The 21,045-nt window shown below is 68.4% G+C and carries 22 protein-coding genes and 1 tRNA gene; 14 read left to right on the forward strand and 9 right to left on the reverse strand.

What is annotated here, in order from left to right; all coding sequences use genetic code 11:
- The first annotated feature begins 43 nt into the window (after positions 1 to 43).
- Positions 44 to 117, forward strand: a tRNA-Gly gene (locus D0Z60_RS06495).
- Between the two features lies 1 nt (position 118).
- Here the strand turns inward: D0Z60_RS06495 and D0Z60_RS06500 are convergent.
- On the reverse strand, positions 119 to 877 hold the full coding sequence (locus D0Z60_RS06500) for a competence/damage-inducible protein A (RefSeq protein ID WP_118858472.1): 759 nt from the start codon (positions 875 to 877) through the stop codon (positions 119 to 121).
- Between the two features lie 144 nt (positions 878 to 1,021).
- Here D0Z60_RS06500 and D0Z60_RS06505 point away from each other — a divergent pair, with 144 nt between their 5' ends.
- From D0Z60_RS06505 to D0Z60_RS06515, 3 genes are all read left to right on the forward strand, one after another.
- Positions 1,022 to 2,068 carry a DUF5694 domain-containing protein gene (locus D0Z60_RS06505; RefSeq protein ID WP_240325651.1) on the forward strand — a complete coding sequence of 349 codons (1,047 nt, stop codon included), beginning with the start codon at positions 1,022 to 1,024 and terminating at the stop codon, positions 2,066 to 2,068.
- A 40-nt stretch (positions 2,069 to 2,108) separates the two neighbouring features.
- Positions 2,109 to 2,939 (forward strand): type I methionyl aminopeptidase, encoded by an 831-nt coding sequence (gene map / locus D0Z60_RS06510; protein WP_118857493.1) that lies wholly within the window; start codon positions 2,109 to 2,111, stop codon positions 2,937 to 2,939.
- 63 nt (positions 2,940 to 3,002) lie between these two features.
- Positions 3,003 to 4,094, forward strand: coding sequence for an FkbM family methyltransferase (locus D0Z60_RS06515; RefSeq protein ID WP_118857494.1), 1,092 nt, complete (start codon positions 3,003 to 3,005; stop codon positions 4,092 to 4,094).
- Between the two features lie 46 nt (positions 4,095 to 4,140).
- Here D0Z60_RS06515 and D0Z60_RS06520 read toward each other — a convergent pair whose 3' ends face one another.
- Entirely contained in the window at positions 4,141 to 4,878 is a 738-nt protein-coding gene (locus D0Z60_RS06520) for a phosphocholine cytidylyltransferase family protein (RefSeq protein ID WP_118857495.1), read from the reverse strand.
- A gap of 58 nt (positions 4,879 to 4,936) precedes the next feature.
- On the opposite strand from D0Z60_RS06520, the gene D0Z60_RS06525 reads away from it, so the two are divergent.
- The 5 genes from D0Z60_RS06525 to D0Z60_RS06545 all read left to right on the forward strand — a co-directional run bounded on the left by D0Z60_RS06525 (position 4,937) and on the right by D0Z60_RS06545 (position 8,434).
- Entirely contained in the window at positions 4,937 to 5,275 is a 339-nt protein-coding gene (locus D0Z60_RS06525) for a P-II family nitrogen regulator (RefSeq protein ID WP_118857496.1), read from the forward strand.
- Between the two features lie 29 nt (positions 5,276 to 5,304).
- Positions 5,305 to 5,490, forward strand: a complete 186-nt coding sequence (locus D0Z60_RS06530) for a helix-turn-helix domain-containing protein (RefSeq protein ID WP_118857497.1) — start codon at positions 5,305 to 5,307, stop codon at positions 5,488 to 5,490.
- Positions 5,491 to 5,595: 105 nt separating this feature from the next.
- Entirely contained in the window at positions 5,596 to 5,835 is a 240-nt protein-coding gene (locus D0Z60_RS06535) for a YgaP family membrane protein (protein ID WP_118857498.1), read from the forward strand.
- A gap of 175 nt (positions 5,836 to 6,010) precedes the next feature.
- Entirely contained in the window at positions 6,011 to 7,423 is a 1,413-nt protein-coding gene (gene glnA / locus D0Z60_RS06540) for a type I glutamate--ammonia ligase (protein WP_118857499.1), read from the forward strand.
- Positions 7,424 to 7,510: 87 nt separating this feature from the next.
- Positions 7,511 to 8,434, forward strand: coding sequence for a PilZ domain-containing protein (locus tag D0Z60_RS06545; protein ID WP_162888114.1), 924 nt, complete (start codon positions 7,511 to 7,513; stop codon positions 8,432 to 8,434).
- On the opposite strand, the gene D0Z60_RS06550 is transcribed toward D0Z60_RS06545, so the two are convergent.
- The 4 genes from D0Z60_RS06550 to D0Z60_RS06565 form a co-directional block, all read right to left on the reverse strand.
- Positions 8,431 to 9,813, reverse strand: a complete 1,383-nt coding sequence (locus D0Z60_RS06550) for a hypothetical protein (protein WP_118857501.1) — start codon at positions 9,811 to 9,813, stop codon at positions 8,431 to 8,433. The two genes, D0Z60_RS06545 and D0Z60_RS06550, sit on opposite strands and share 4 nt — an antisense overlap.
- A gap of 2 nt (positions 9,814 to 9,815) precedes the next feature.
- Positions 9,816 to 13,994 (reverse strand): translocation/assembly module TamB domain-containing protein, encoded by a 4,179-nt coding sequence (locus D0Z60_RS06555; RefSeq protein WP_240325566.1) that lies wholly within the window; start codon positions 13,992 to 13,994, stop codon positions 9,816 to 9,818.
- Positions 13,995 to 13,996: 2 nt separating this feature from the next.
- Complete coding sequence (locus D0Z60_RS06560; protein WP_420822782.1) at positions 13,997 to 15,928, reverse strand: autotransporter assembly complex protein TamA; 1,932 nt, start codon at positions 15,926 to 15,928, stop codon at positions 13,997 to 13,999.
- 84 nt (positions 15,929 to 16,012) lie between these two features.
- Entirely contained in the window at positions 16,013 to 16,222 is a 210-nt protein-coding gene (locus tag D0Z60_RS06565; RefSeq protein WP_118857503.1) for a hypothetical protein, read from the reverse strand.
- Positions 16,223 to 16,326: 104 nt separating this feature from the next.
- Between D0Z60_RS06565 and D0Z60_RS11675 the strand changes: the two genes are divergently transcribed.
- On the forward strand, positions 16,327 to 16,494 hold the full coding sequence (locus tag D0Z60_RS11675; RefSeq protein ID WP_162888001.1) for a hypothetical protein: 168 nt from the start codon (positions 16,327 to 16,329) through the stop codon (positions 16,492 to 16,494).
- On the opposite strand, the gene D0Z60_RS06570 is transcribed toward D0Z60_RS11675, so the two are convergent.
- Positions 16,491 to 17,132: a S24 family peptidase gene (locus D0Z60_RS06570; RefSeq protein ID WP_118857504.1), complete on the reverse strand. Its 642-nt coding sequence runs from the start codon at positions 17,130 to 17,132 to the stop codon at positions 16,491 to 16,493. The genes D0Z60_RS11675 and D0Z60_RS06570 overlap by 4 nt on opposite strands.
- A gap of 93 nt (positions 17,133 to 17,225) precedes the next feature.
- On the opposite strand from D0Z60_RS06570, the gene D0Z60_RS11680 reads away from it, so the two are divergent.
- A complete protein-coding gene (locus tag D0Z60_RS11680) occupies positions 17,226 to 17,405 on the forward strand; it encodes a hypothetical protein (RefSeq protein ID WP_162888002.1) in 180 nt (59 codons plus the stop codon).
- Positions 17,405 to 17,734, forward strand: a complete 330-nt coding sequence (locus D0Z60_RS06575; RefSeq protein ID WP_162888115.1) for a hypothetical protein — start codon at positions 17,405 to 17,407, stop codon at positions 17,732 to 17,734. Before D0Z60_RS11680 ends, D0Z60_RS06575 begins: the two co-directional genes overlap by 1 nt.
- Positions 17,735 to 17,737: 3 nt before the next feature.
- Here the strand turns inward: D0Z60_RS06575 and D0Z60_RS06580 are convergent, their stop codons facing one another.
- Positions 17,738 to 18,196 carry a hypothetical protein gene (locus tag D0Z60_RS06580; protein ID WP_118857506.1) on the reverse strand — a complete coding sequence of 153 codons (459 nt, stop codon included), beginning with the start codon at positions 18,194 to 18,196 and terminating at the stop codon, positions 17,738 to 17,740.
- 35 nt (positions 18,197 to 18,231) lie between these two features.
- Entirely contained in the window at positions 18,232 to 18,807 is a 576-nt protein-coding gene (locus D0Z60_RS06585; protein ID WP_118857507.1) for a type 1 glutamine amidotransferase domain-containing protein, read from the reverse strand.
- On the opposite strand from D0Z60_RS06585, the gene D0Z60_RS06590 reads away from it, so the two are divergent.
- Together D0Z60_RS06590 and D0Z60_RS06595 are read left to right on the forward strand one after the other, a co-directional pair.
- Positions 18,806 to 19,831, forward strand: a complete 1,026-nt coding sequence (locus D0Z60_RS06590; RefSeq protein ID WP_118858474.1) for a DNA topoisomerase IB — start codon at positions 18,806 to 18,808, stop codon at positions 19,829 to 19,831. The two genes, D0Z60_RS06585 and D0Z60_RS06590, sit on opposite strands and share 2 nt — an antisense overlap.
- A gap of 32 nt (positions 19,832 to 19,863) precedes the next feature.
- Entirely contained in the window at positions 19,864 to 21,036 is a 1,173-nt protein-coding gene (locus D0Z60_RS06595; protein ID WP_162888116.1) for a mechanosensitive ion channel family protein, read from the forward strand.
- The last annotated feature ends 9 nt before the right edge of the window (positions 21,037 to 21,045 follow it).

The raw sequence follows: 21,045 nt of genomic DNA on the forward strand, positions 1-21,045 counted from the left end.
AATTGACGGGGCGCCGGGCGCATGGCAATTCGCGCCGACCCGAGCGGGCGTAGCTCAATGGTAGAGCAGAAGCTTCCCAAGCTTACGACGAGGGTTCGATTCCCTTCGCCCGCTCCAGCTATATCCCGCCATCGACGGCATCGTATCCGGCCTCGCCGAGCCGCTCGGCAAGCGTCGACGCGACCCGGCGGGCCAGCGCTTCGTCCTCGCTGCGGACCACGAAATTGCTCCCGAACCGGCCTTCCTTGCTGAATGGATAGGAGCCGATCGCCACCCCCGCGGCCGATCGCTCGACCTCGCGCAGCAACTCGGCGACTTCGCTTTCCGGGGCATGCGCGCCGACCGTTACCGAGACCAGCGGTCGCCCGCCCTCGAGCGTCCCAGTCAGCCCGGCCAGCATGCCGGCGGTGACCGACGGGATGCCGGCCATGATGAACACGTTGCCGATCCTGATTCCGGGCGCCTTGGAAATCGGATTCTCGATGAGCTCCGCGCCTTCGGGCACCCGCGCCATCGCCAGTCGCCCCTCGTTCAGCCCGCCGCGCGTGGCGTAATAGTCCTCGAGCAGTCGCCGCGCCTCGGAATGGATGACCACCGGCACGCCGAACGCGGCGGCGATCGCGTCGACCGTGATGTCGTCATGCGTTGGGCCGATGCCGCCCGTCGTGAAGCAATAGTCATAGGCCTGGCGAAGCGTGTTGACCGCCTCGACGATCGCCGGCTCCGTATCACCGACGACACGCACTTCCTTGAGGCGGATGCCCTGCACGTTGAGCCACGCGCCGACTTGGGCGATATTCTTGTCCTGGGTCCGTCCGGACAGGATCTCGTCGCCGATCACGACCAGCCCGGCGGTCCAGATCTTCTCTTGCACCATGTCGACGGCGATACCCGCGGCGATCACCTCAAGGCAATCCAGGGTCGGCGGCCAATTGAGATGGCTCTGCGATTGTCGCACAGTCTAGCGCGATGAGGCGTTGCCATGCGTAGAACTTCATTGTGGTTGGGCACGTTGGGTTTGGTGCTCACGATCGCCGCGGCTGGGCCCGCAACCTCCGGCGTCCCCTTCGATCCTCGCCTTGAAAAGGGCGCGATCGCTGGCGAACCCACCAAGGTTCTCGTGCTCGGCTCGCCTCATCTTTCTCAGCTGCCGCCCGGCTTCCAGCCCGCTACCTTGGGGCCGCTGCTCGACCGGCTGTCCGGCTGGAAGCCCGACATCATCGCGGTCGAGAACCTCTCCGGGCATGATTGCGACGTCCTGCTGCGCTATCGCGAAACCTACGGTAGCGCCTTCGACGATTATTGCTGGGGAACCGAGGAGGCTGAAAAGGCGACTGGCCTGACTGTCCCCCGCGCCTTGGCGGAAATTCGCAAGACCCTGCGCGCGTGGCCAAAGGAGCCCTCAGCGGCCGCTCGCCGACGACTGGCGTCCCTGTTCCTGGCCGCCAACGACCGCGCTTCCGCGCAAGTCCAATGGCTTCGACTTCCGGTCGCGGAACGGCGTTCCGGCGATGGCCTCAGCGAGCCTTTGGTGACGATTCTACGTCGCAAACCCGGCCGCTACAACGAGACGATCGACATCGGCTCTGCCCTCGCGGCCCGCCTGGGCCTTGAACGGGTATATCTTACGGATGACCATTTCTCGGACTCCATCGCAATCGACGCGCCGCCCGAATATGGCAAAGCGATCCAAAGAGTATGGGAAAGCCAGGGCGAGCCGCCGCTGCGCGCCGAATTCAATCGTCGCTCCAAGAGCCTTGCGAGCTCGGCGGACGGGCTCGATCTTTACCGGCTGGTGAATCGCCCCGACTACCAGCTCGCCGCGATTCGCTCGGATATGCTGGCGGCGGCGAAGGACTCGTCGCCAGAGCGCTGGGGCCGCCATTATCTGGCCTGGTGGGAAGCACGCAATCTGCGCATGGTCGCCAACATTCGTGCCGCCGCCGGCACCCGGCCAGGCAGTCGGGTGCTGGCCATCGTCGGCTCGACCCACAAGCCCTACTTCGATGCCTACTTCGACATGATGCAAGACATGTCGGTCGAAAACGTCGAACCGCTTTTGAAGTGATCGCGTTGCCGCCAGCGCCCAGCGGTCCTATCTGGCGGGGATGACCAACTATCTTCAAGTCACCGCCGACGACCGCAGCGGCTCGCGCGACGGGACGATCAAGCTTCACGGCGCTGAAGCATTCGCGGGCATGCGCGCGGCGGGGCAGCTGGCCGCGTCGATCCTCGACGCGCTGGTCCCCCACATCGTTCCGGGTGTCACAACGCAGGAACTCGACGACATCGTGCTCGGCCTGATGACCGACGCAGGCGCGATCCCCGCCACGCTGGGCTATCGCGGCTACACCAAGAGCTGCTGCACTTCGATCAACCATGTCGTGTGCCACGGCATCCCTGGTGACAAGGCGCTGAAGGATGGCGACATCGTCAACATCGACGTCACCCCGATCCTGGACGGTTGGCACGGCGACACCAGTCGCATGTATTTCGTCGGCGAGGTGCCGATCAAGGCGCGGCGATTGATCGAAGTGACCTACGAATGCCTGATGCTGGGGCTGGACCAGGCGCGGCCCGGCAACCGGCTCGGTGATGTCAGCCACGCCATCCAGGCGCATGCCGAGAAGCACCGCTACGGCGTGGTGCGGGATTTCTGCGGCCATGGCCTCGGCCGGCTGTTCCACGATTCGCCCGAGGTGGTCCATGTCGGCCGCCCCGGCACCGGCGTCGAGCTCAAGCCCGGCATGTTCTTCACCGTCGAGCCGATGATCAATCTCGGCAAGGCCGACTGCAAGATCCTCGACGACGGCTGGACCGCCGTCACTCGCGACCGCTCGCTGTCGGCGCAGTTCGAGCATTCGATCGGGATCACCGAGAACGGCTGCGAGATTTTCACGAAGAGCCCGGCCGGCTTCGACTGCCCGCCGTACGCCTGAGCTAGGATTGGGCGACGGGCGCGGCGCCTTGCGGAGGATCACCTCGCAAGTTATTGCCCTGCCATGCAAACTGTCAGTTCGGTGCTTCGTGGCGTTCGGCGCGTAGTCAATCAGGTGTCGATCCCCGCGCTGGAGTTTGGCGCCAAGGGCTTCACCGGCACGATCCTACGCAAGATCAGCGCGGCGCGCGGATCGAAAATCGACAATCCGCCGATCGATCAATGGCGATACCCGGGGTCTTCGCCGGAATCATACAACCCGACCGAAGCGGTTCGCGTCCTGTCCTTTCTCCGCGCCAATGCCGAGAAGATAGATCGTTCCGCGGCGCTGTTCGAGGATCAGGAATCGCGTGATCTCTATGCCGACCTGTGGGCCTATCGCGCGCTCGGCCCTGCCCATGTCCGGCTGCCGAAGGCAAACCCCGAATACATGATCAAATTCGCCGAAGCGGAACGCTCGCGAGTTGGCGACAGCCCGTTCCAGTTTCCTCCGTTCCCCTTGCATCGCTTCGCGGGGCCGGCCGGCACGGTCGACTGCTGGCTTGGTAATGTGGTTGCCGCTCTCGAGGAGCAATATTGGTTTTCTCGCAACGGCGTATCGATCGCTCCGAGAAAAGGCGACACGGTCATCGATGGCGGCGCCTGCTTCGGTGATACTTCCTTGCTATTTGCCGAGGCCGTCGGCCCATCTGGCCACGTTCATTCGTTCGAGCCATTGGCAAGCCAAATCGAGATCTTCTCGCATAACTTGGGTGCGAACCAGGATCTTGCGGCGCGAATTACCCATCATCCCTTTGCGCTCGACAATAAATCCGGGAAGCAACTATTTTTCAGTCAGGGTGCCGGCGCACGATCCGATGACGCAGGCGAACGCGTCGAGACGCGAACGATCGACGACCTCCGCTTCGAACACGTCGATTACATCAAGCTCGACATTGAAGGCGCCGAAACGGCCTGTCTCGAAGGTGCCCGGGAAACGATCCGCCGCTGCCGACCCAAATTGGCGATTTCGGCCTATCACAGCATGGACGATCTCGCGTCATTGCCGTCGCTCATCCATGACATCGACCCGGCCTACCGGCTCTATCTCGATCATCACACCATCCACAGCGAGGAAACCGTCCTCTACGCGATCCACCCGGAGGGAAGCGCCTGAGTCGCGCCTTCGTTCGCGACTGGCCGCTAGTTCGACCGAAGCGGTCTCACGCCCAACCTCGCACCAGTTCATCGGCGCGCGCGACGTCCTCGGGGAAGTCGACTTCGCCCCACTCCTCCCCGCTGATATCGAGCGTCCATACCTCGCTTGCCTGCGCCATGTAGTGGATGACCCGGAGGTACCAGACGGTGGTTCCTTCGGGCTGGCGCATCTCCTGCTCGATGGCTCGGGCAAAGCGCTCGGCTCCGCCGGAGCGGAAGGCGAGCAGTCCGATTGATTCGGCGTTCACCCCGTCCTTGATCCGCTTGCCGATGGCGCGCAGCCGCCCGTCGCCGTCGTCGCGCACGACCTTCATGTCGTCATCGTCATAGGCCGCCTTGCGGTCGACCGTGACGCAAATGCCGTCGCAGCGGTTGGCCACCACCCGGGCCATCAGCGCGTTGGAGACCAGCGTATCGCCGTTCCACACCAGGCAGTCCCCGGCCAGCTCGTCGCGCACCATGTAGAGCGAGCCGGTATTGTCGGCGACCTTGTAGAACGGGTTGAACACGGTGCGCACCCGCGGCCCCTCGCCCGACGCTCGCCGCCGCTCGAGCGCCGCCTCGATCTGGTCGTCCCGGAAACCGGTCACGACCACTGCTTCGGCGATGCCGTTGGCGGCGAGCGTGTCGAGCTGGCGGTCGAGCAGGGTGCGGCCGCCGAACTCGATCAGGCATTTGGGGCGGTCGTCGGTCAAATGGCCGAGCCGCGAGCCCTGGCCGGCGGAGAGGATGATCGCTTTCATGGGCGCTCCCTCAAGCCGCCAATTGCGGCAGCCCTGTGTCAGCCGCTATGCCGGGGGCATGAAGAAGATCGAGGCGATCATCAAGCCGTTCAAGCTCGACGACGTGAAGGACGCGCTTCACGACGCCGGGGTCAGCGGGCTCACCGTCAGCGAGGTCAAGGGCTTCGGCCGCCAGAAGGGCCATACCGAGCTTTATCGCGGCGCCGAATATGTCGTCGACTTCATTCCCAAGGTGAAAATCGAGGTGGTGGTCGAGGATGACCAGGCCGAGCGCGTGGTCGAGGCGATCGAGGCTGCTGCCCGGACCGGGCGAATCGGCGACGGCAAAATCTTTGTGATTCCGGTCGAAATGGCCGTTCGCATTCGCACCGGCGACCGCGGGGACGACGCGATCTGACCGGCGAGCAGCCCGATCTCAAGGCGTCGATGCCGCCCGAGGAATTGCGGCGGATGATGCGCACGCTCGGCTATCGCACGCAAAACGATCTCGCTGCCGCGATCGGCGTGTCGCGATCGACTGTCTCGCTGTGGCTCGAAGGCCGGGTCGGCGTGCCGCGCCCGGTTGCAATGCTCTTGAGAATGCTGGTCCAAGCCCAGCGCCGCGCCTTCTGATCGCCCCCGCTAGCGCCTTGTGTTGACGGCAAAACCGCCTAGACTCGCCCCCGGGCTTTGAATTGCCCGTGCCGCCGGGCGCGGAGCGGGCCGCAGGGAGTTGATATGGAAAAGAATGTCGGACCCGAAGATCGGGTGGTGCGCGTCGTCGCCGGCATCGCGCTGCTGGTGCTGATGTACTTCGTCGAAATGAGCGACATCGGCCGGATCCTGGTCGGGATTTCCGCGGCCGTGCTGATCCTCACCGGCCTGCTCGGGCGCTGCCTCATCTACAAGCTGCTCGATATCGACACCAGCATCCAGGAACAGAGCTACTCGACGACCGACGACCGCTCGGGCCTCTAAGCTCCCTGCGCATCGAAGAGCCGGCGCGGATCGCCGTCCGCGCCGGCTTTTTCGCGCCTGCCTCACCCCCGCGGCGTGAATTGTTCACGGCCGCCTTCCCCCGACTCGCGCCGCTCTGGAATGGCCGGGCCAACGGCGGCGCGGGGCGGCCGGTGAACTCTTGCGGGGACGGCACATGGCGAGCGCGGCGGCGAAGATCCTGAAGACCATCGAGGAAAATGAGATCGAGTGGGTCGATCTTCGCTTCACCGACCCCAAGGGCAAGTGGCAGCACCTGAGCATGGTCGCCTCGGCGATCGACGAAGACATGCTGACCGACGGTTTCATGTTCGACGGCAGTTCGATCGGCGGGTGGAAGGCGATCAACGAGAGCGACATGATCCTCCAGCCGGATCTCGACGCGAGCTACGTCGATCCGTTCAGCGCGACCCCGATGCTAATCCTGGTCTGCAACATCGTCGATCCGGCGACCGGCGAGCTCTACGGCCGCGACCCGCGCTCGACCGCGACCCGCGCCGAGGCCTATCTCAAGGCGTCGGGCATCGGCGACACGCTCTACGTCGGACCGGAAGCCGAATTCTTCATGTTCGACGACGTCCGCTTCGAGGATGGCTACTCGAGCTCGTCCTTCCGCCTCGACGACATCGAGCTGCCGCACAATTCGAGCCGCGAATATGACGGCGGCAACCTCGCCCACCGGCCGCGCGCCAAGGGTGGCTACTTTCCCGTCGCCCCGGTCGACAGCGCCGGTGACATTCGCGCCGAGATGGTCTCGACCATGCTCGAGATGGGCCTGCCGTGCGACAAGCATCACCATGAGGTCGCCCCGGCGCAGCATGAGCTCGGCCTGACCTACGGCACGCTGGTCGAGACCGCCGACCGCATGCAGGTTTATAAGTATGTCGTGCACATGGTCGCCCAGGCCTACGGCAAGACCGCGACCTTCATGCCCAAGCCGATCGCCAAGGACAATGGCAGCGGGATGCACGTCCACATGTCGATCTGGAAAGGCGGCAAGCCTTTGTTCGCCGGCAACGGCTATGCCGGCCTCAGCGAGACCGCGCTCTACTTCATCGGCGGCGTGATCAAGCACGCGCGGGCGCTCAACGCCTTCACCAACCCGACCACCAACAGCTACAAGCGGCTGGTCCCGGGATTCGAGGCGCCGGTCCTGCTCGCTTACTCCAGCCGCAACCGCTCGGCCTCGTGCCGAATCCCCTACGGCACCGGCGACAAGGCCAAACGGGTCGAGTTCCGTTTCCCCGATCCGCTCGCCAACCCCTATCTTGCTTATGCCGCGCTGATGATGGCCGGACTCGACGGAATTCAGAACCGCATCCACCCCGGCGAAGCGATGGACAAGAACCTGTACGACCTGCCGCCGGCCGAACTGGTCAACGTGCCGACCGTGTGCGGCTCGCTCCGCGAGGCCCTCCTCAGCCTCGATTCCGACCGCGCCTTCCTGACCAAGGGCGATGTGTTCAGCGACGACCAAATCGACGCCTACATGGAGCTGAAGTGGGACGAGGTGATGCGCTGGGAAACCACGCCGAGCCCGGTCGAATTCGACATGTACTACTCGTCCTGATCGCCGCGCGCCGACCGGTAACAATTATCAGTTTCGTAACCCTCGGCGGCGCAAGATGCGTGCGCCATGGCTTACGAGGTTCGATCGATGAACAGCTTTCGCGCCGCGATCGAAAGCGGCGGCGGCTTTTCCGCCGGCGGTCCGGCGATGCCGGAGAAGCGGCCGTCCGGAGCGTCGGAGGATGCCGGGCTTCATTCGGTTCCCGTCCCGCGCGCGACCAAGCGCAGCGCCGATCACCGCGAGGGTGACCGCCACCGCCTTACCGCCGAGCAGGCCACGCTCAGGGTTAAGCGCAAGCGCATTCCGGTCGAGCTGATCAATCTGTCGGGCGGCGGGGCGATGGTCGCTACCGATGCCAAGCTCGTCATGTGGCAGAAGGCCGAGCTGACGCTGGGCGGCGAGTTCCCGGTCGAATGCGCCGTGCGCTGGATCCGCGGCGACCGGGTCGGGCTTGAATTCGCCCACGAGACGCAGATCGGCGGCGACACCGCCAAGCGCGATGCCATGCTGCTCGACGTCCTCAAGCGCTCCTTCCCTGACATCAAGGCCGCCCCCGCCGCGCCGGTGGTCGAACCGCGCCCGATCGAGCGGCGCAGCAACCGCACCGACAGCCAGCGCCGCGCCGCGCCGCGCCATCCGTTGATCTGGTCGGCCGACATCCATCACAATCACGACAGCAGCCGGGTCCGGATTCGCAACATCTCGGAAACCGGCGCCTTGGTCGAAGCGCCCTACGCTTATGCCGCCGGCGCCGAAGTGCTGCTCGATCTCGGCGAGGCCGGCCAGCATTTTGCACGCGTCAGCTGGGCGCACGGCGATCAGGTCGGGCTCAAGTTCGACCGGCCGTTCGACATTTCGGTCCTCGCCAAGTCCAAGCCGGAGGTGGCCGAGACGCCGTGGACCCGCCCGGCCTACATCAAATCCGGCCGTCCCGGGGCGGGTGAGCCGGAATGGGACCACACCCCGCTCGGCGACCTGCGCGACAGCCTTGAAGGCTTCCTCAAGCGCTAGTCCGCTCGGCGGTGAATGATCGCCACGGAGTCGGCATAAACTCGCCGCCAGGCCGGATCGCGATCGAGATTGGCAACCAGCTTGTCGTAGCGCGGCGGGAGCATTGTCCAGGCGATGTCGTAACGGCGCACCGCGCGCTCCAGCGCCGCCGCATTGCCGTCGACGATCCGCTGATAGTCGCGCATGAAGGCATCGCCGTACATATCGCTTCGCCCGTCGATATAGACCGGCACTCCGGCGCGGATCAGCGGGCCGCCGAAGGAATAGCCGTTGAGCACCGGCTGGCCGCGCAGGTCGGGCGGGATGGCGGCGAGCGCGGTGCGCGGGTGGGCGCCGTTCTCTGCCGGCTCGAGCGGCGTTATGGCGCGAAATGCGAGGAGCGCGACGAGGCCGGCGACGCCCGCCGCGATCAGCCCGCGCGATATGGTCAGCGCGCCCCGCTCGCCGCGGCTCAGCGCGGGCGGCAGGATGAGCGCGGCGGCGATGGCGACCATCGCCTGATGGCGCATCTGGTGGAGCGCCATCGCTAGCAGCAGGACCAGAAGCAGCGCCATCACCGGCCGAAGCCTGACTCCGCGCCACAAGGCGATGGCGGCGGTGATCGCCAAGGCGGCGAAGAACCAGGGGGTGCGCCCCGGATCGCTTGGCCGCCATTCGACGATCAGCGGGAGGGTCTCGAGCTTCGAAACGGTGAGCGGATGGAGGAAGCCGTCGAGGCCGTTTGGAGTCAGCAGTGGATTCAAGGATGCGAGGATTCCGAAGAGGAGCCAAGCCTTTACGAGGGGCCAGTGCCAGCGGCGCGCGAGGCAGTGGTCGAGCGCGACGAAGGCGGCGATGACGATGCCGAGCGCCCAGCTGCCGTGGAGGTTGGCCCAAGGGAGGAGGAGGAAGGCGGCGAGGAGCGGCGGGGCGCGGTCGGCCTGGCGGGCGCGCAACAGGATTGCGAGCCACAAGGCGAGCAGCGGCCAGGCGAGGAGGTGGGGCCGGGCCAGCATCATCGGGATGAGGGTCAAATCCAACAGCAGGACGGTCGCGGCGATGCCCCACGGCCCGACCCAGCGGCGCGCCTCGTGGACGACGATGAGGTGCAGCGCGACCAGCGCGAGGGTCACGACGGCCGCCACTCCGGCGAACCCGGCGAGCCGGTGGGCGGAGCCGTAGATCAGCTGCGACAGCCATTCGAACGTCACCCACTTGCCGCCGGCATGGGTGAAGGAGAAGGGATCGGCCTGGGGCAAGGCGCGGTGATCGAGCATCCACTGGCCGGCGGCGATGTGCCAGCTGACGTCGCCGTCGTTGAAGATCAGCAGCGAGCTGCCGAGGACCAGCGGCAGCATCAGCCCGAACAGCGCCAGGGTCAGGACTTCCGACCGCGCCATCGTCAATAATCCCGCGACACGCGGACGTTGGCGCTGGTTCGGCCGACCGTCGAAATGCTCGACAAGAGCGAGAGCCAGCGGGTGACCTGATATTCGATCCGGGTTGCCGAATAGCCCTGCCCGTCGGTGATCACCTCCACATAGAGCTTGCGGCCGATATATTTGCCGGCCGAAATCGCCGTCCCCTGCCCGGTCGAGACATCGGCCGGGACGATCCTGAGCCGGTCGAGGCCGACCGCCCGGCGCACGGCGTTGATCGGATCGAGCCCGCCCGAGCCCGAGCGCAAGGACGCGACCGCGGCAGCGAGCTGGACCGCTTCGGGGGCCGACAAATTGGTGATCGAGGTGCCGAACAGGATCCGCGACAACAGTTCGTCCTGCGGCAGCTGCGGGACGCTCGAGAAGCTGATCTCCGGCTTGAGGCCGGTGCCGCGCACCAGCACCGCCGCGTCGAGCCCCTGGACCCGCGCTTCGGCGCGGATGTCGAGCAACGGATCGGGCGGGCTTTCGCCGCGGAAGCGGATCACGCCGCGATCGAGCCGGAAGCCGCGCCCGGCGAATTCATAATTGCCGCGCACCAGATCGGCGCGGCCGGTCAGGCGCGGCGCACCAACATTGCCGCCGATTCCGACATCGGCGTTCCAGCGGCTGTCGATGCCGAGCCCGCGCACGGTTAGCTCGCCGTCGACCTTGAGGTCGAGGGTCCAGGGGGTCAGCTCGGCAACCTCAATCACCTCGTCGGGATCGCGCCCGACATGGCGCACCTTCAATTGCGGTACGCCCGACGCGCCGGTCGCTTGGCCGAGCGTGAACCGCCCGCGGTCGAGCCGGAGCTGGCCCGCGATCGTGCCGCCGCGCCCGCCCGAGCGGATCCTTATCGGCCCGCTGACCGTCGCCGCGAGGTCGTCGCGCGCGAGCAGCTCGGCCCTGGCGACGTTGAAATCGAGGTCGAATGCCGGGCTGCCGCCGGAGAAATCGACCGCGCCCGAGCCGCTCACCGTGCCGCCGCCGGGAGTGCGCCCGGCGATCCGGTCGAGGATCAGCCGCGATCCGCCGAAGCGGCCCGAGGTGGCGACGTTCTGGAGCACCATGCCGGTGACCGCGCTTTCGATCCGCGCGCTGTCGCTCTTGAGCGAGCCGCGAATGCGCGGATCGACCAGCCGGCCGCTGATATCGGCGCCGACGGCGACCGGCCCGGACAGGTCGAAGACCTCGACCCCCGACAGTCGCCACAGCGTGTCGGCCGGCCCGGCGTAGCGCAGCTGGACCAGCATCGGCGCGTTGATCAGCTCGGCCAGCACCGGTCCGTTGCCGAGTGGCGCGAAGCGGCCCTGGGCGCGGCCGAGGGTCCGGCCGTCGCTGACCGCGACCGAGCGGAATGCGGCCTTGCCGCCGTCGAGCACCGCCGCCAGCCCGAGGTCGATCGGTTTCGACGACAGCACCAGCCCCGAGCGGCTGAGACCGCGCACGCGGAGGTCAGCGCGCCCGCTCGGCCGGCCGCCGGCGCCGTTCCAGCGATAGTCGAGCCGCCCGCTAGCGATCCCGGCGAGGCCGAGCCCGGGCCAGCCGATATCGAGCACTTGCAGCGGCATCGCCTGCAATTGCGCGGCGATCTCGGGGCTCGAGCCGGTGCGGCCCGAGACGGTTGCCCGGCCGCCGCCGAAGCGCACGCGGGTCGGCGCGAGCTGCCAGCCGTCGCCCGAGGTGGTCAGCACCATCGGGCTCTCCAGGGTCAGCGCGCGGCGATCGATCTGGCCGCGACCGGTGACGCTGATTCGGTCGGGCGTGACATCGGCCAGGCCGACCAGCTCGAACGCGCGGCCGCTGCGCCCGGCGGCCGCGGCGCGCACCTGGCCGCTGCCGTTGACCAGCCGCCCGCTGGCGGTCAGCCGGGCGAGGTCGATCGCACCATAGCTGAGCCCGCGCGCGGCGATCGTCCCGTCGAGCGTGGTCCGTCCCTCGGCGAGGATGATCGTGCCGTCGAGTTTCCCGCTGCGCACGGCGAGCGCCCTGGCGCCCGGGATGTTCGCGCCGCTCGCTGTCAAGTGCGCCTCGATCGCCTGCGCGCCGTCGACCGGCCGGAAGCCGAGCGTCCCGTCGAGCCCGCCGCCGGCCAGCCGGAGCAGGCCGGTGAAGCCGCCCGGGTCCGACCGGAGGTCGCCGCGCGCGGTCGTCCCGGCGACGTCCAATGCGGCGATCGCGATCACCGCCCGGCCGCCGCGCGGAAGCAGGATCCGGCCGGTGGAGGTGAACGGGCCAAGCCGCGACGAGCCGCTTGCGCGATAAGCGAACCCCTCGCCGATCGGTTCGAGCAGCAGGCGCATGGCGCGCAGATCCATCGCGTCGTTGGGCCGGTCGAGCAGCAGGTCGACCCGCGGCCGCTCGATCCGCCCGTCGAGCACCATGCGCAGCGTGCCGTATTTGGCCTGCCGTCCGCGCGCCTCGATGTGGAAGGTGCCGTCGCGCCGCCTTATGCCGGCTCCGCTGAGGCGCAGCCGGGGCGAGTAGAGCTGGAGGTTGGTGAAGCGCAGCGTGCCGTCGGGCAGCCGCTCGAGATCGGTCGTCAGCCGCGGCAGGCCGCCGGTCAGCTCGCGGAAGAAACTATTGTCGAGCCGCCGCACCCACGCCTCGGCCTTGCCCACCACCCGCGCCTTGCCGCCCGGCCCGGGCACGACCCGCAGGTTGGACTTGACGTCGACGATGCCGAGGCCGGGGATGGCGTAGCGCGCCAGCCCGCCGGCGATGAGGAAGGTGAAGTCGCCGTTGCGGAGGTTGATCAGCAGCGAAACGTCGCCGCTGAGCTTGTCGCTGGAGAGCTTGAGCCGGTCGCCGCGGATGAGGTCGCGGGTCGCCAGCAGCACGCCTTCGATTCGAACGTTGCCGAGGATTGCCCCGGCCACGTCGCCGACCCCGGTGACGGCCCGCGCCTGGAGCCGGAGCGGAACGCGTAGCGGCCCCGGCGAGCCCCTGCCCCGCCCGACCGCGCGGACATCGACGAAGCCGACATTGTCGAACTTCACCAGCGGGGCGCTGAGGCGATAGGCGAAATCGGCGCGGCCGAAGCCGCCGTCGAGGGTCGCGACCAGCCGGATCCCGCGTCCGCTCATGTTGCGGAACAGATCGGCCGGGCGCAGCAGATCGGCGCCGATCCGCAGCGAACGGTAGCGGTTGCGGCCAAGATCCAGCGCGCCGCGGCCGACGACGCGCAGCGCCGGCGAGGTGAGGCGCAGCTCGCCATCGAGCAGCCGGTCGCGCAAGGTCGCCGAGCCGCGCACGGCGATGCTCGGGCTGGTCAGGCGGAGCAGCCGGCCCTTGAGGAAATCCTGCGGCGCGATCCGCCCGGCCAGCGCGTAGCGGCCAGAATCGGCGGCGAGGCTGAGCGCGGCGCGGCGCTTGCCGCCGAGATCGAGCAACGCGCGCCCGCGCCAGCGCGACCAGCTGCCGTCGCCGGCGATCTCGAGCTCGAGCGGGAGGCGCTTGCCGAGGATGGCGGGGAGCAGTCCGTCGGCCGGAGCGCGGATGGCGGCGTCGAGATCGAAACGGTCGCGGTCGGGCTCGGAATCGAGCGTGAGTCGGAAGCGGTCGCCGCCCTTGAGCCCGCCATCGAACCGGACCAACGCGCGGCCGCCGCGAATGTCGGCCGAGCCGGTCAGCGCTCCGACCCGCGGCGTTCCGCTGACCCCGGCCCCGAGCTCAAGCCGGCGGATGTCGAGCCGGCCGACATGGATGTCGAAGCCGGGCAGGAGCGGCCCCTTGCGGCCGCTGGGCTTGAGCGACGGCAGCCGCGACAGGGTAACCCGCTCGCTGGTCAGGCTGTCGATGTGGAGGCGGTTGCCGAGCCACGCGCCGGGCGCCCAGTCGAGCACGATTTCGGGCGAGGTCAGGAACGGGCCGCGCGAATCCGAGATGCGCACGTTCCTGAGGCGCGACTTGCCGAACACCGAGCCGTCGATCCGCCCGATCTCGATCTTGAGGCCGGAGCGGATCTCCAGATTGGCGATTCGGTCGACCAGCCAGCGGTGGCCGGGCGCGGTATCGAGCGCGACCAGGCCGAGCGCGAGGAGAAGGAGGAGAGCGAGCAGCAGCGCGGCGATCTCATTGGCGAGCCGGCGGCCCCAATGTTTCCTAAGCCGGACTCGCCGGACCTCGCCGCCGTCCCCGGCGATCGCCGTCTCGCTCACGCTCAGAACGCCTGGCCGAGCGAGACCGTCACCGCCACCCGGCTATCGCCCTTCTGGCGGTTGAGCGGGGTGCCGACGTCGACCCGGATCGGGCCGAAGCTGGAATAATAGCGCAGGCCGAGGCCGGCGCCGAACTGCCAGTCCTTAAAACTCGGCAGGCTGGAGGTGGTGAGCGAGCCGCCGTCGAAGAACGGCACGATGCCGAGATTGCCTCCGAGCAGGCCGGTGCGAAAGCGCGCCTCGAGCCCGAATTCGGCGAGGCTTCGGCCGCCGATCGGGTCGTTGTCGATGTCGCGCGGGCCGAGCTGCTGGTAGCCGTAGCCGCGCACCGAGCCGCCGCCGCCGGCATAGAAGCGGCGCGACGGGGCGATGGCGTCGCGGTCGGCGCCAAAGATCGTGCCGAAGCGAAGCCGTCCGGCGCCGACGATCCGTGCACCCAAGGGGCGGTAGGCGCTGGCGTCGAGCTGGAGGCGGCTATAGCCGAAGGTGCCGCCCTCGAAGCTGAGCTCGGGGCTGATGCGTCCGCCGATTCGGAAGCCGCGGGTGGGGTCGAGCAGGTCGTCGCTGCCGTCATAGGTGAGGCCGGCGGGCAAAGCGGCGATGAAGAAGGTGCGGCGGCGCGCCTGGCCGGTCGCCTCGATCGTGTCGCGCTCGTCGGTCGCGACCAGCTCGCCGCCGAGGCTCCAGGTCCATTTCTTTTGCCAGATGAAATTGCTCTGCCGCTCGATCCCGCCCGACAGGGAAAATGTACGCGCGTCATAGGCGTCGCGGTCGACGTGGCTGGCGAGGATCTGGGCGTTGAGCACCTGGTCGCGGCGCTGGAAATTGTTGCGCCGGAAGGCGAGCGCAGCGAGCTGTTCCTGGGTGCCGGCGACCCCGCGCACGGTGAGCGCGCCCTCGGGGTTGAACAGATTGCGGTGCTGCCAGCTGGCCTCGGCGCGGACCCCCTCGCCGGTGCCGTAGCCGAGCTCGCCGGCGATGGTGCGGAACGGCGCCGGGTCGAGCTTGACCTCGAGATCGACCGTGCGGCCGGCATCGCGCGGCACCAGCCGGGTCTCGACCGCCGCGACGAGGCCGGTGGCGACGAGGGCCCGGCGCAGATCATCGACCTCGGACTGCTCGAACAGGTCGCCGCGCTTGAAGCGGGCGATCCGGCCGACGTGGCGGCTCGAGAAGGGCGGCGCGCCGGTGATTCGGATTTCGCCGAAGCGAGCGACCGGGCCGGGGCGGACCGGGAGCACGAGGCGGGCGGTGGCGGCCTGGTGATCGACGACGATGTCCTGCTCGCCGACTTGCGCGGTGGCGAAGCCCTGCTCGCCGAGCGCGACGGTGAGCGCGGTGCCGGCGGCGATGACCTCGCTGGCGACGACCGGATCGCCGGGCTTGACCGCGAACGCGCGGCGCAAGGCCTCGGCATCGCCGCCGGCCTCGGCGAGGCCGGGGAAGTCGACCGTTTCGAAGCGGTAGCGCGGACCGGGCGCGGCGGTCAGCTCGACCGCGATGCGCTCGTCGTTGCGGCGGATGTCGGGCGTGACCTCGGCCGCGAAATAGCCCTGCGCCTGGAGCAGGCCGGTGAGCAGCTCGGCGTCGGAGCGGGCGCGGCGTTCGATCTGGGCGGCGTTGGCGGGCTCGTCCTGCGCCGCCTCGAGCGCCGAGCGCTGGTTGAAGTCGGCGGCGACCGCTGCGCTGGTCTCCGGATCGAGCCCGGTGAGGATCACGCCGTAGCGCCGCGCCGCGACATCGTCGTCGAATGCCTCCTCCGCCTCGGGCGCCAATTCGCCGGCGTCGGGGACGGGATCGGGCGCGTCCATGTCGGGCCAGTCGACGCCGAGATCGGGCATCGGATCGAGCGGCGCGGACGGGTCGAGCTCGCCGGGATCGGCCGGCTGGGCAGCGAGCGGCGCGGCCAGCGCCAGGCCGGCAAGCGCCAACACCCGCGCTCCGGCGCTCCCTCGTCCCCGCAATCCCATGGCCGCAGCCTAAACAGCGCCGCGGGGAGTGACTAGAGCGTGAACCCGCTAGTGGAGCGAGCCGGCGACGCGGTCGGTGGCGAGCAGGGCAGTGAAGCGCTCGATCTGGCGCCAGTGGCAGAAGCCGAGGACATTCTCCTTGTCGCGGCTGGCGTTGGCGCGCGCCGCCGCCTCGCTCGGCGCGTCGGCGCCATATTCGGCGACGAGCTCGATCGCATCGTCGAGCGCGGCGCGCCCGCTGAGAAAATATTCGGCCATGCGCAGTCGTTTACCGGCGCAAGGTTGAAGCCCGGCGGACGAACGGCGTTAGCGCGCCGTCAACCACGTGGCGCGCCGCCCCCGCTTCTGCCATTGAAGCGCGCATGACCAAGCGCCCAAACGCCGCCGGCGGCTTCCTGCTGATCCTCCCGATCGTCGCCGGCTTTGGCTATGGGCTGAGCGCCGGGCGGACGATGGAATGGACCGTCGCCGGGCTGGGCGTGGGAATCGTGCTCGCGCTCGCGGTGTGGCTGATCGACCGGCGCCGTTAGGCGACCTTGCGCCCGGCCCAGATCACCCGCCCGATGCAGTGGATCGTGCTGAGCTTGCAATCGGGCCAGTCGGGATAGGCAGGATTGTCCGACTGGACGGTCACCGTCCGCCCGAGCGGATGCACCGCAAGCCGTTTGACCAGCAGCGAATCCTCGATCCGGAGCACGTAGATACCGTCGCGCAGCGGCTGGCCGGCCTGGCTGACGTCGAGCAGGATGTCGTCGCCGTCATTGAGCGTCGGCGCCATCGAATCGCCCTGCACCCGGATCATCGACAGATCGTCGGACGCGGCGGCGGTGAGCTGGCGAAGCCAGTGCGAATCGAATGCGAAATAGGGGCGGCCGGAATTGTCCCCGCCCTCGGCCCCCGAGCCAGCGGCGGCGCTGACCTGGCGGCGGGGGACCGCGACCATGCCGTCGCCCGGCCGCCCCGGCGGACCGCCGAGCAGGCTTTCGGCGACCCCGAAGAAGTCGGCCAGCGTGCGCCGCTCGTCCTCCTTCAAGCGCTTGGGCGTGCCGCGCCGGATGAACTGCTGGATGTAGGCGGGATTGCGCCCGATCAGTCGCGACAGTCCGGCAAAATCCTGACCACGCTCCGCACATAGGCGCTCCAGCGCCTTTCGGGGATCATTCGGCATGAAACGCACATAATCCTAGGGGATACCCTAGACAAGTAGGAAATGCGTTGGGACAACCCCTGTGCCGAGTCGCCGGGATGATGAGGTGGGGACGTGATGCACTTGCTCTGGGAAATCGAAAAACTCTTGCGCCGGTCGGATGTCGCGCCGACTCGCTTCGGACGCGACGCGGTCGGCGACCCGCGCTTCGTGTTCGATCTGCGCCGAGGGCGCGAGCCGCGCGACCGGACGGTCGAGCGGGTGCGCGCCTATCTCGAGGAAGCGGTCCAGTGATGACGCTCCCAATGTCGCGCGCCGCAGCCGCGCTGCTGCGCGCGCTGCGCGCCAGGTCCGGCGCAACGGAGGATAGGATAATTCTTATTTCCTTCCGCTCTACCGACTGGAATTCACTGACCTTTAGTGGCGAGCGCCACGTCATCGAGCTCCGGGTCGGGGGGCCCGAGGCGAAGATCGTGACCGAGCGGCTGACCGCCGGCCTTAGCGACGCGGAATTCGCCATTCCCGGCCAGATCGTCGCCGACATCGCGCTGACGCGCGGCCCGACTGCCGCCGCCGACGGCTCGCTGGCGCTGACCATCGAGGCGCTGACCGTCGCCGACTGACGCTCAGCGCCGGGCCAGCGAGCGGCGCAATTCGTCGAGCGCGAGGCGAAGCGCGTCGGACGCGTCGCCGCTCTGACCGACCGGGACAGCGCCGGCATGCCCAGCACCCGGCGCGAACAATTGCACCACGCGCGATCCGGCGGCGGGCGCGGGGAGCGGGTCGCTCAGCAGCAGCTCGGCCAGCTCGTCCATCCGCTGCTCGACCGGGACGTCGAGCAACAACTCCTCATCGTCGGCCACGGGCGGGGTGAAGACGGCGACCGGAAACGCCGCCGGGGGCGGGGTCGCCAGCCGCATCGCCGCCAGTCCGAGCAGGAACAGGCCAAGCGCGCACAGCGCCGCCACCGGCATCGCGGGTAGCTCGGCAAGCGGCGCGAGCAGGAACGCCGACCACGCGCCCGCCACCGCGGGAATGGCGGCGGCGGTGAGGTCGAACGGCAGCGAGGAGCGCGCGTCGGGCATTGCCCTGCCCTAGCGGCGAAACCTTGCCAGCCGGTTTAGGCGCGTTCCAGCGCGGCAATCAGCGCGTCGCTGAACGGCGTGACATCCTCCGGCGCCCGACTGGTGATGAGGTTGCCGTCGACCACCACCGGCCGGTCCTCGACCTGGGCTCCGGCGTTGCGCAGGTCGGTGCGGATCGACGGCCAGCTCGTCGCCCGCCGTCCGCGCAGCACGTCCGCCTCGACCAGCAGCCACGGCCCGTGACAGATCGCCGCGACCGGCTTGCCCGCAGCGACGAAGGCGCGGACCAGCGCCACGGCGTCGGGCTCCATCCGCAGCCGGTCGGGATTGCCGACCCCGCCGGGCAGCAGCAGCGCGTCATACTCCGCCGCGCGCACATCGCCGATCAGGAGGTCGGGTGCGATCGTCCGTCCCGGCATGTCGATCACCGTGCCGAGTATCGGCTCGAGCGACAGCGACGCCAGGCTGACCCGCGCGCCCGCCGCGAGCAGCCGGTCGCGCGGCGCGAACAATTCGCTCTCCTCGAACCGGTCGGTCGCCATGATCAGCACGTGCCGGTCCTTTAGGCCGCCCGCGGAACAATCGTCCCCTGCCGTTCCTTTGGCGCTCATGCTTCGTCATTCCTCCGATTCGGAAGCCGGCTACACCCGCCGGCGCCACGGCCGCTACTGGCAATATTTCGACGAGGACGGAAAGCGCGTCACCGACCGCGACGAGATCGAGCGGCTGAACGCCATCGCCTTGCCCCCGGCCTATACCGACGCCTGGTTCTGCAAGGATGCCAACGGCCACATCCAGGCGACCGGCAAGGACGCGCGCGGACGCAAACAATATCGCTACCACGCCGACTTCCGCGCCAAGAAGGACGCCAGCAAATATGACGGCTGCCGCGAGTTCGGCGAGGCGCTGCCCAAGCTGCGCAAGAAGGTCGAGGCGGATTTGCGCAAACGCAGCCTCGATCGCGACACGGTGCTCGCCGCGGTCGTTCGGCTGCTCGACACCGAATATATCCGCATCGGCAACGAGGCCTATGCCAAGGCCAACAAGAGCTTCGGCGCGACCACCCTGCGTAACCGCCACCTGCGCAGGAAGGGCAACAAGCTCACCATGCGCTTCACCGGCAAGCACGGCATCGTCCACGAGGTCACGCTGACCGACCGCAATCTGAAGCGGATCGTCGCGCGCTGCCAGGATCTGCCGGGGCAGAATTTGTTCCAATATGTCGGCGCCGACGGCGAGCCGCGCGCGGTGACCAGCGCCGACGTCAACGCCTATATCCGCGAGGCGACCGGGGGCGACTTCACCGCCAAGCATTTCCGCACCTGGGGCGCGAGCGTGATCTTCTTCGAGCAATTGCTCGACAGCGCCGAGCAGCAGCGGCTGAGCCTCAAGACGGTGCTCGAGCCGGTGGCCGAGGCGCTCGGCAATACGCCGGCGATGAGCCGCAAATCCTACGTCCATCCGTGCCTGATCGAGGCGCTCCAGGACGATCCGCGCGATCCGCTCAATGGCATGGAGCGGCCGCGCGCCCGCCGCCGGCTGTCGACCGCCGAAACCGGCTTCCTCAAGTTCATCGCCAAGAAGCCCAGGCGCGCGCGCCGCCGCCGCAAGAGCGAGACCGCCGCCGCCGCTTGAACGGACTCGCCGCCCGCGCCATGAGCGGGGGCATGAGCACCAATCATTCGGTCCTCGGCGAGGCCGCCGGGCGCGGCGCCGCACCAGTCGCCGACATCGGCCGCTGGATCGCCGCCAACCTCGACGACCTCTTGGTCGGAGCGATCGTCGCCGCCGCCATCGTCGGCGTGATGCTGGTCGCCCGCCAGATCGGCAAGCGGATGCTCGCCGGCGACCCCGAATGCCGCCGCTGGCGCGGCATCTTCGGAAGCGTGCTGGCCAAGACCGGGATCCTGTTCATGGTCGCCGCAGCGATCGAGATCGTCATCAGCTATGCCGCGGTTCCGCCCAAGCTGGCGCGGCTGGCCGACATCTTGTTCATCGTCGCCGCCGCGCTGCAGGTCGCGATCTGGGCGCGCGAGATCATCATCGGCGTCATTCGCACGCGGGTCGGCGACGATCCCGGCGCGACCACGCTCGGCAACGCGCTGTCGCTGATCCGGGTGATGGTCAGCGTCGCCGCCTTCGGCCTCGCGTTCATCGTCATCCTCGACAATCTGGGCGTCAACGTCACCGCGCTGGTCGCCGGCCTGGGCATCGGCGGAATCGCCATCGGGCTCGCCGCGCAGGGCATCTTCGCGGACCTGTTCGCGGCACTGGCGATCGTGTTCGACCGCCCGTTCCGGCGCGGCGACACGATCCGCTACGGCGGCGCGGCGGGAGTCGGCGGGAGCGTCGGCACGGTCGAGAAGATCGGCCTCAAGACGACCCGCATCCGCTCGGTCACCGGCGAGCAATTGGTGATGGCCAACACCAAATTGCTCGAGCAGGAGCTGACCAACGTCGCCGAGCTCAAGGTCCAGCGCACGTTCCTGCGGTTCGCGCTGACCTACCAGACCGATCCCGACGTGATCGAGCGGCTCGGCGAGATCCTCGACGAGGCGGTGAAGCCGATCAAGACCTGCCGGCTGGTCCGCTCCGGAGCGACGGCGTTCGGACCGTCGTCGATCGATTGCGAATTGGTCTACGACGACCGCTCGCGCGACCCGGAGGTGCTGGCGCGGCACAAGTCGGCGGTGATCGTCGCGGTGCTGCGCATCTTCGCGCGCGAAAAGATCGATTTCGCCTACCCGACCCAGACCACCTTCACCGCCGCGCCCGACGGCGCACTGGTGATGCCCTACGCCACTCCGGCCGCATTGCCTTCCACGCCCGGCAAGGCCTAGGGCGGCGGG

The organism is Sphingomonas mesophila (assembly GCF_003499275.1).
GTDB lineage: Bacteria > Pseudomonadota > Alphaproteobacteria > Sphingomonadales > Sphingomonadaceae > Sphingomicrobium > Sphingomicrobium mesophilum.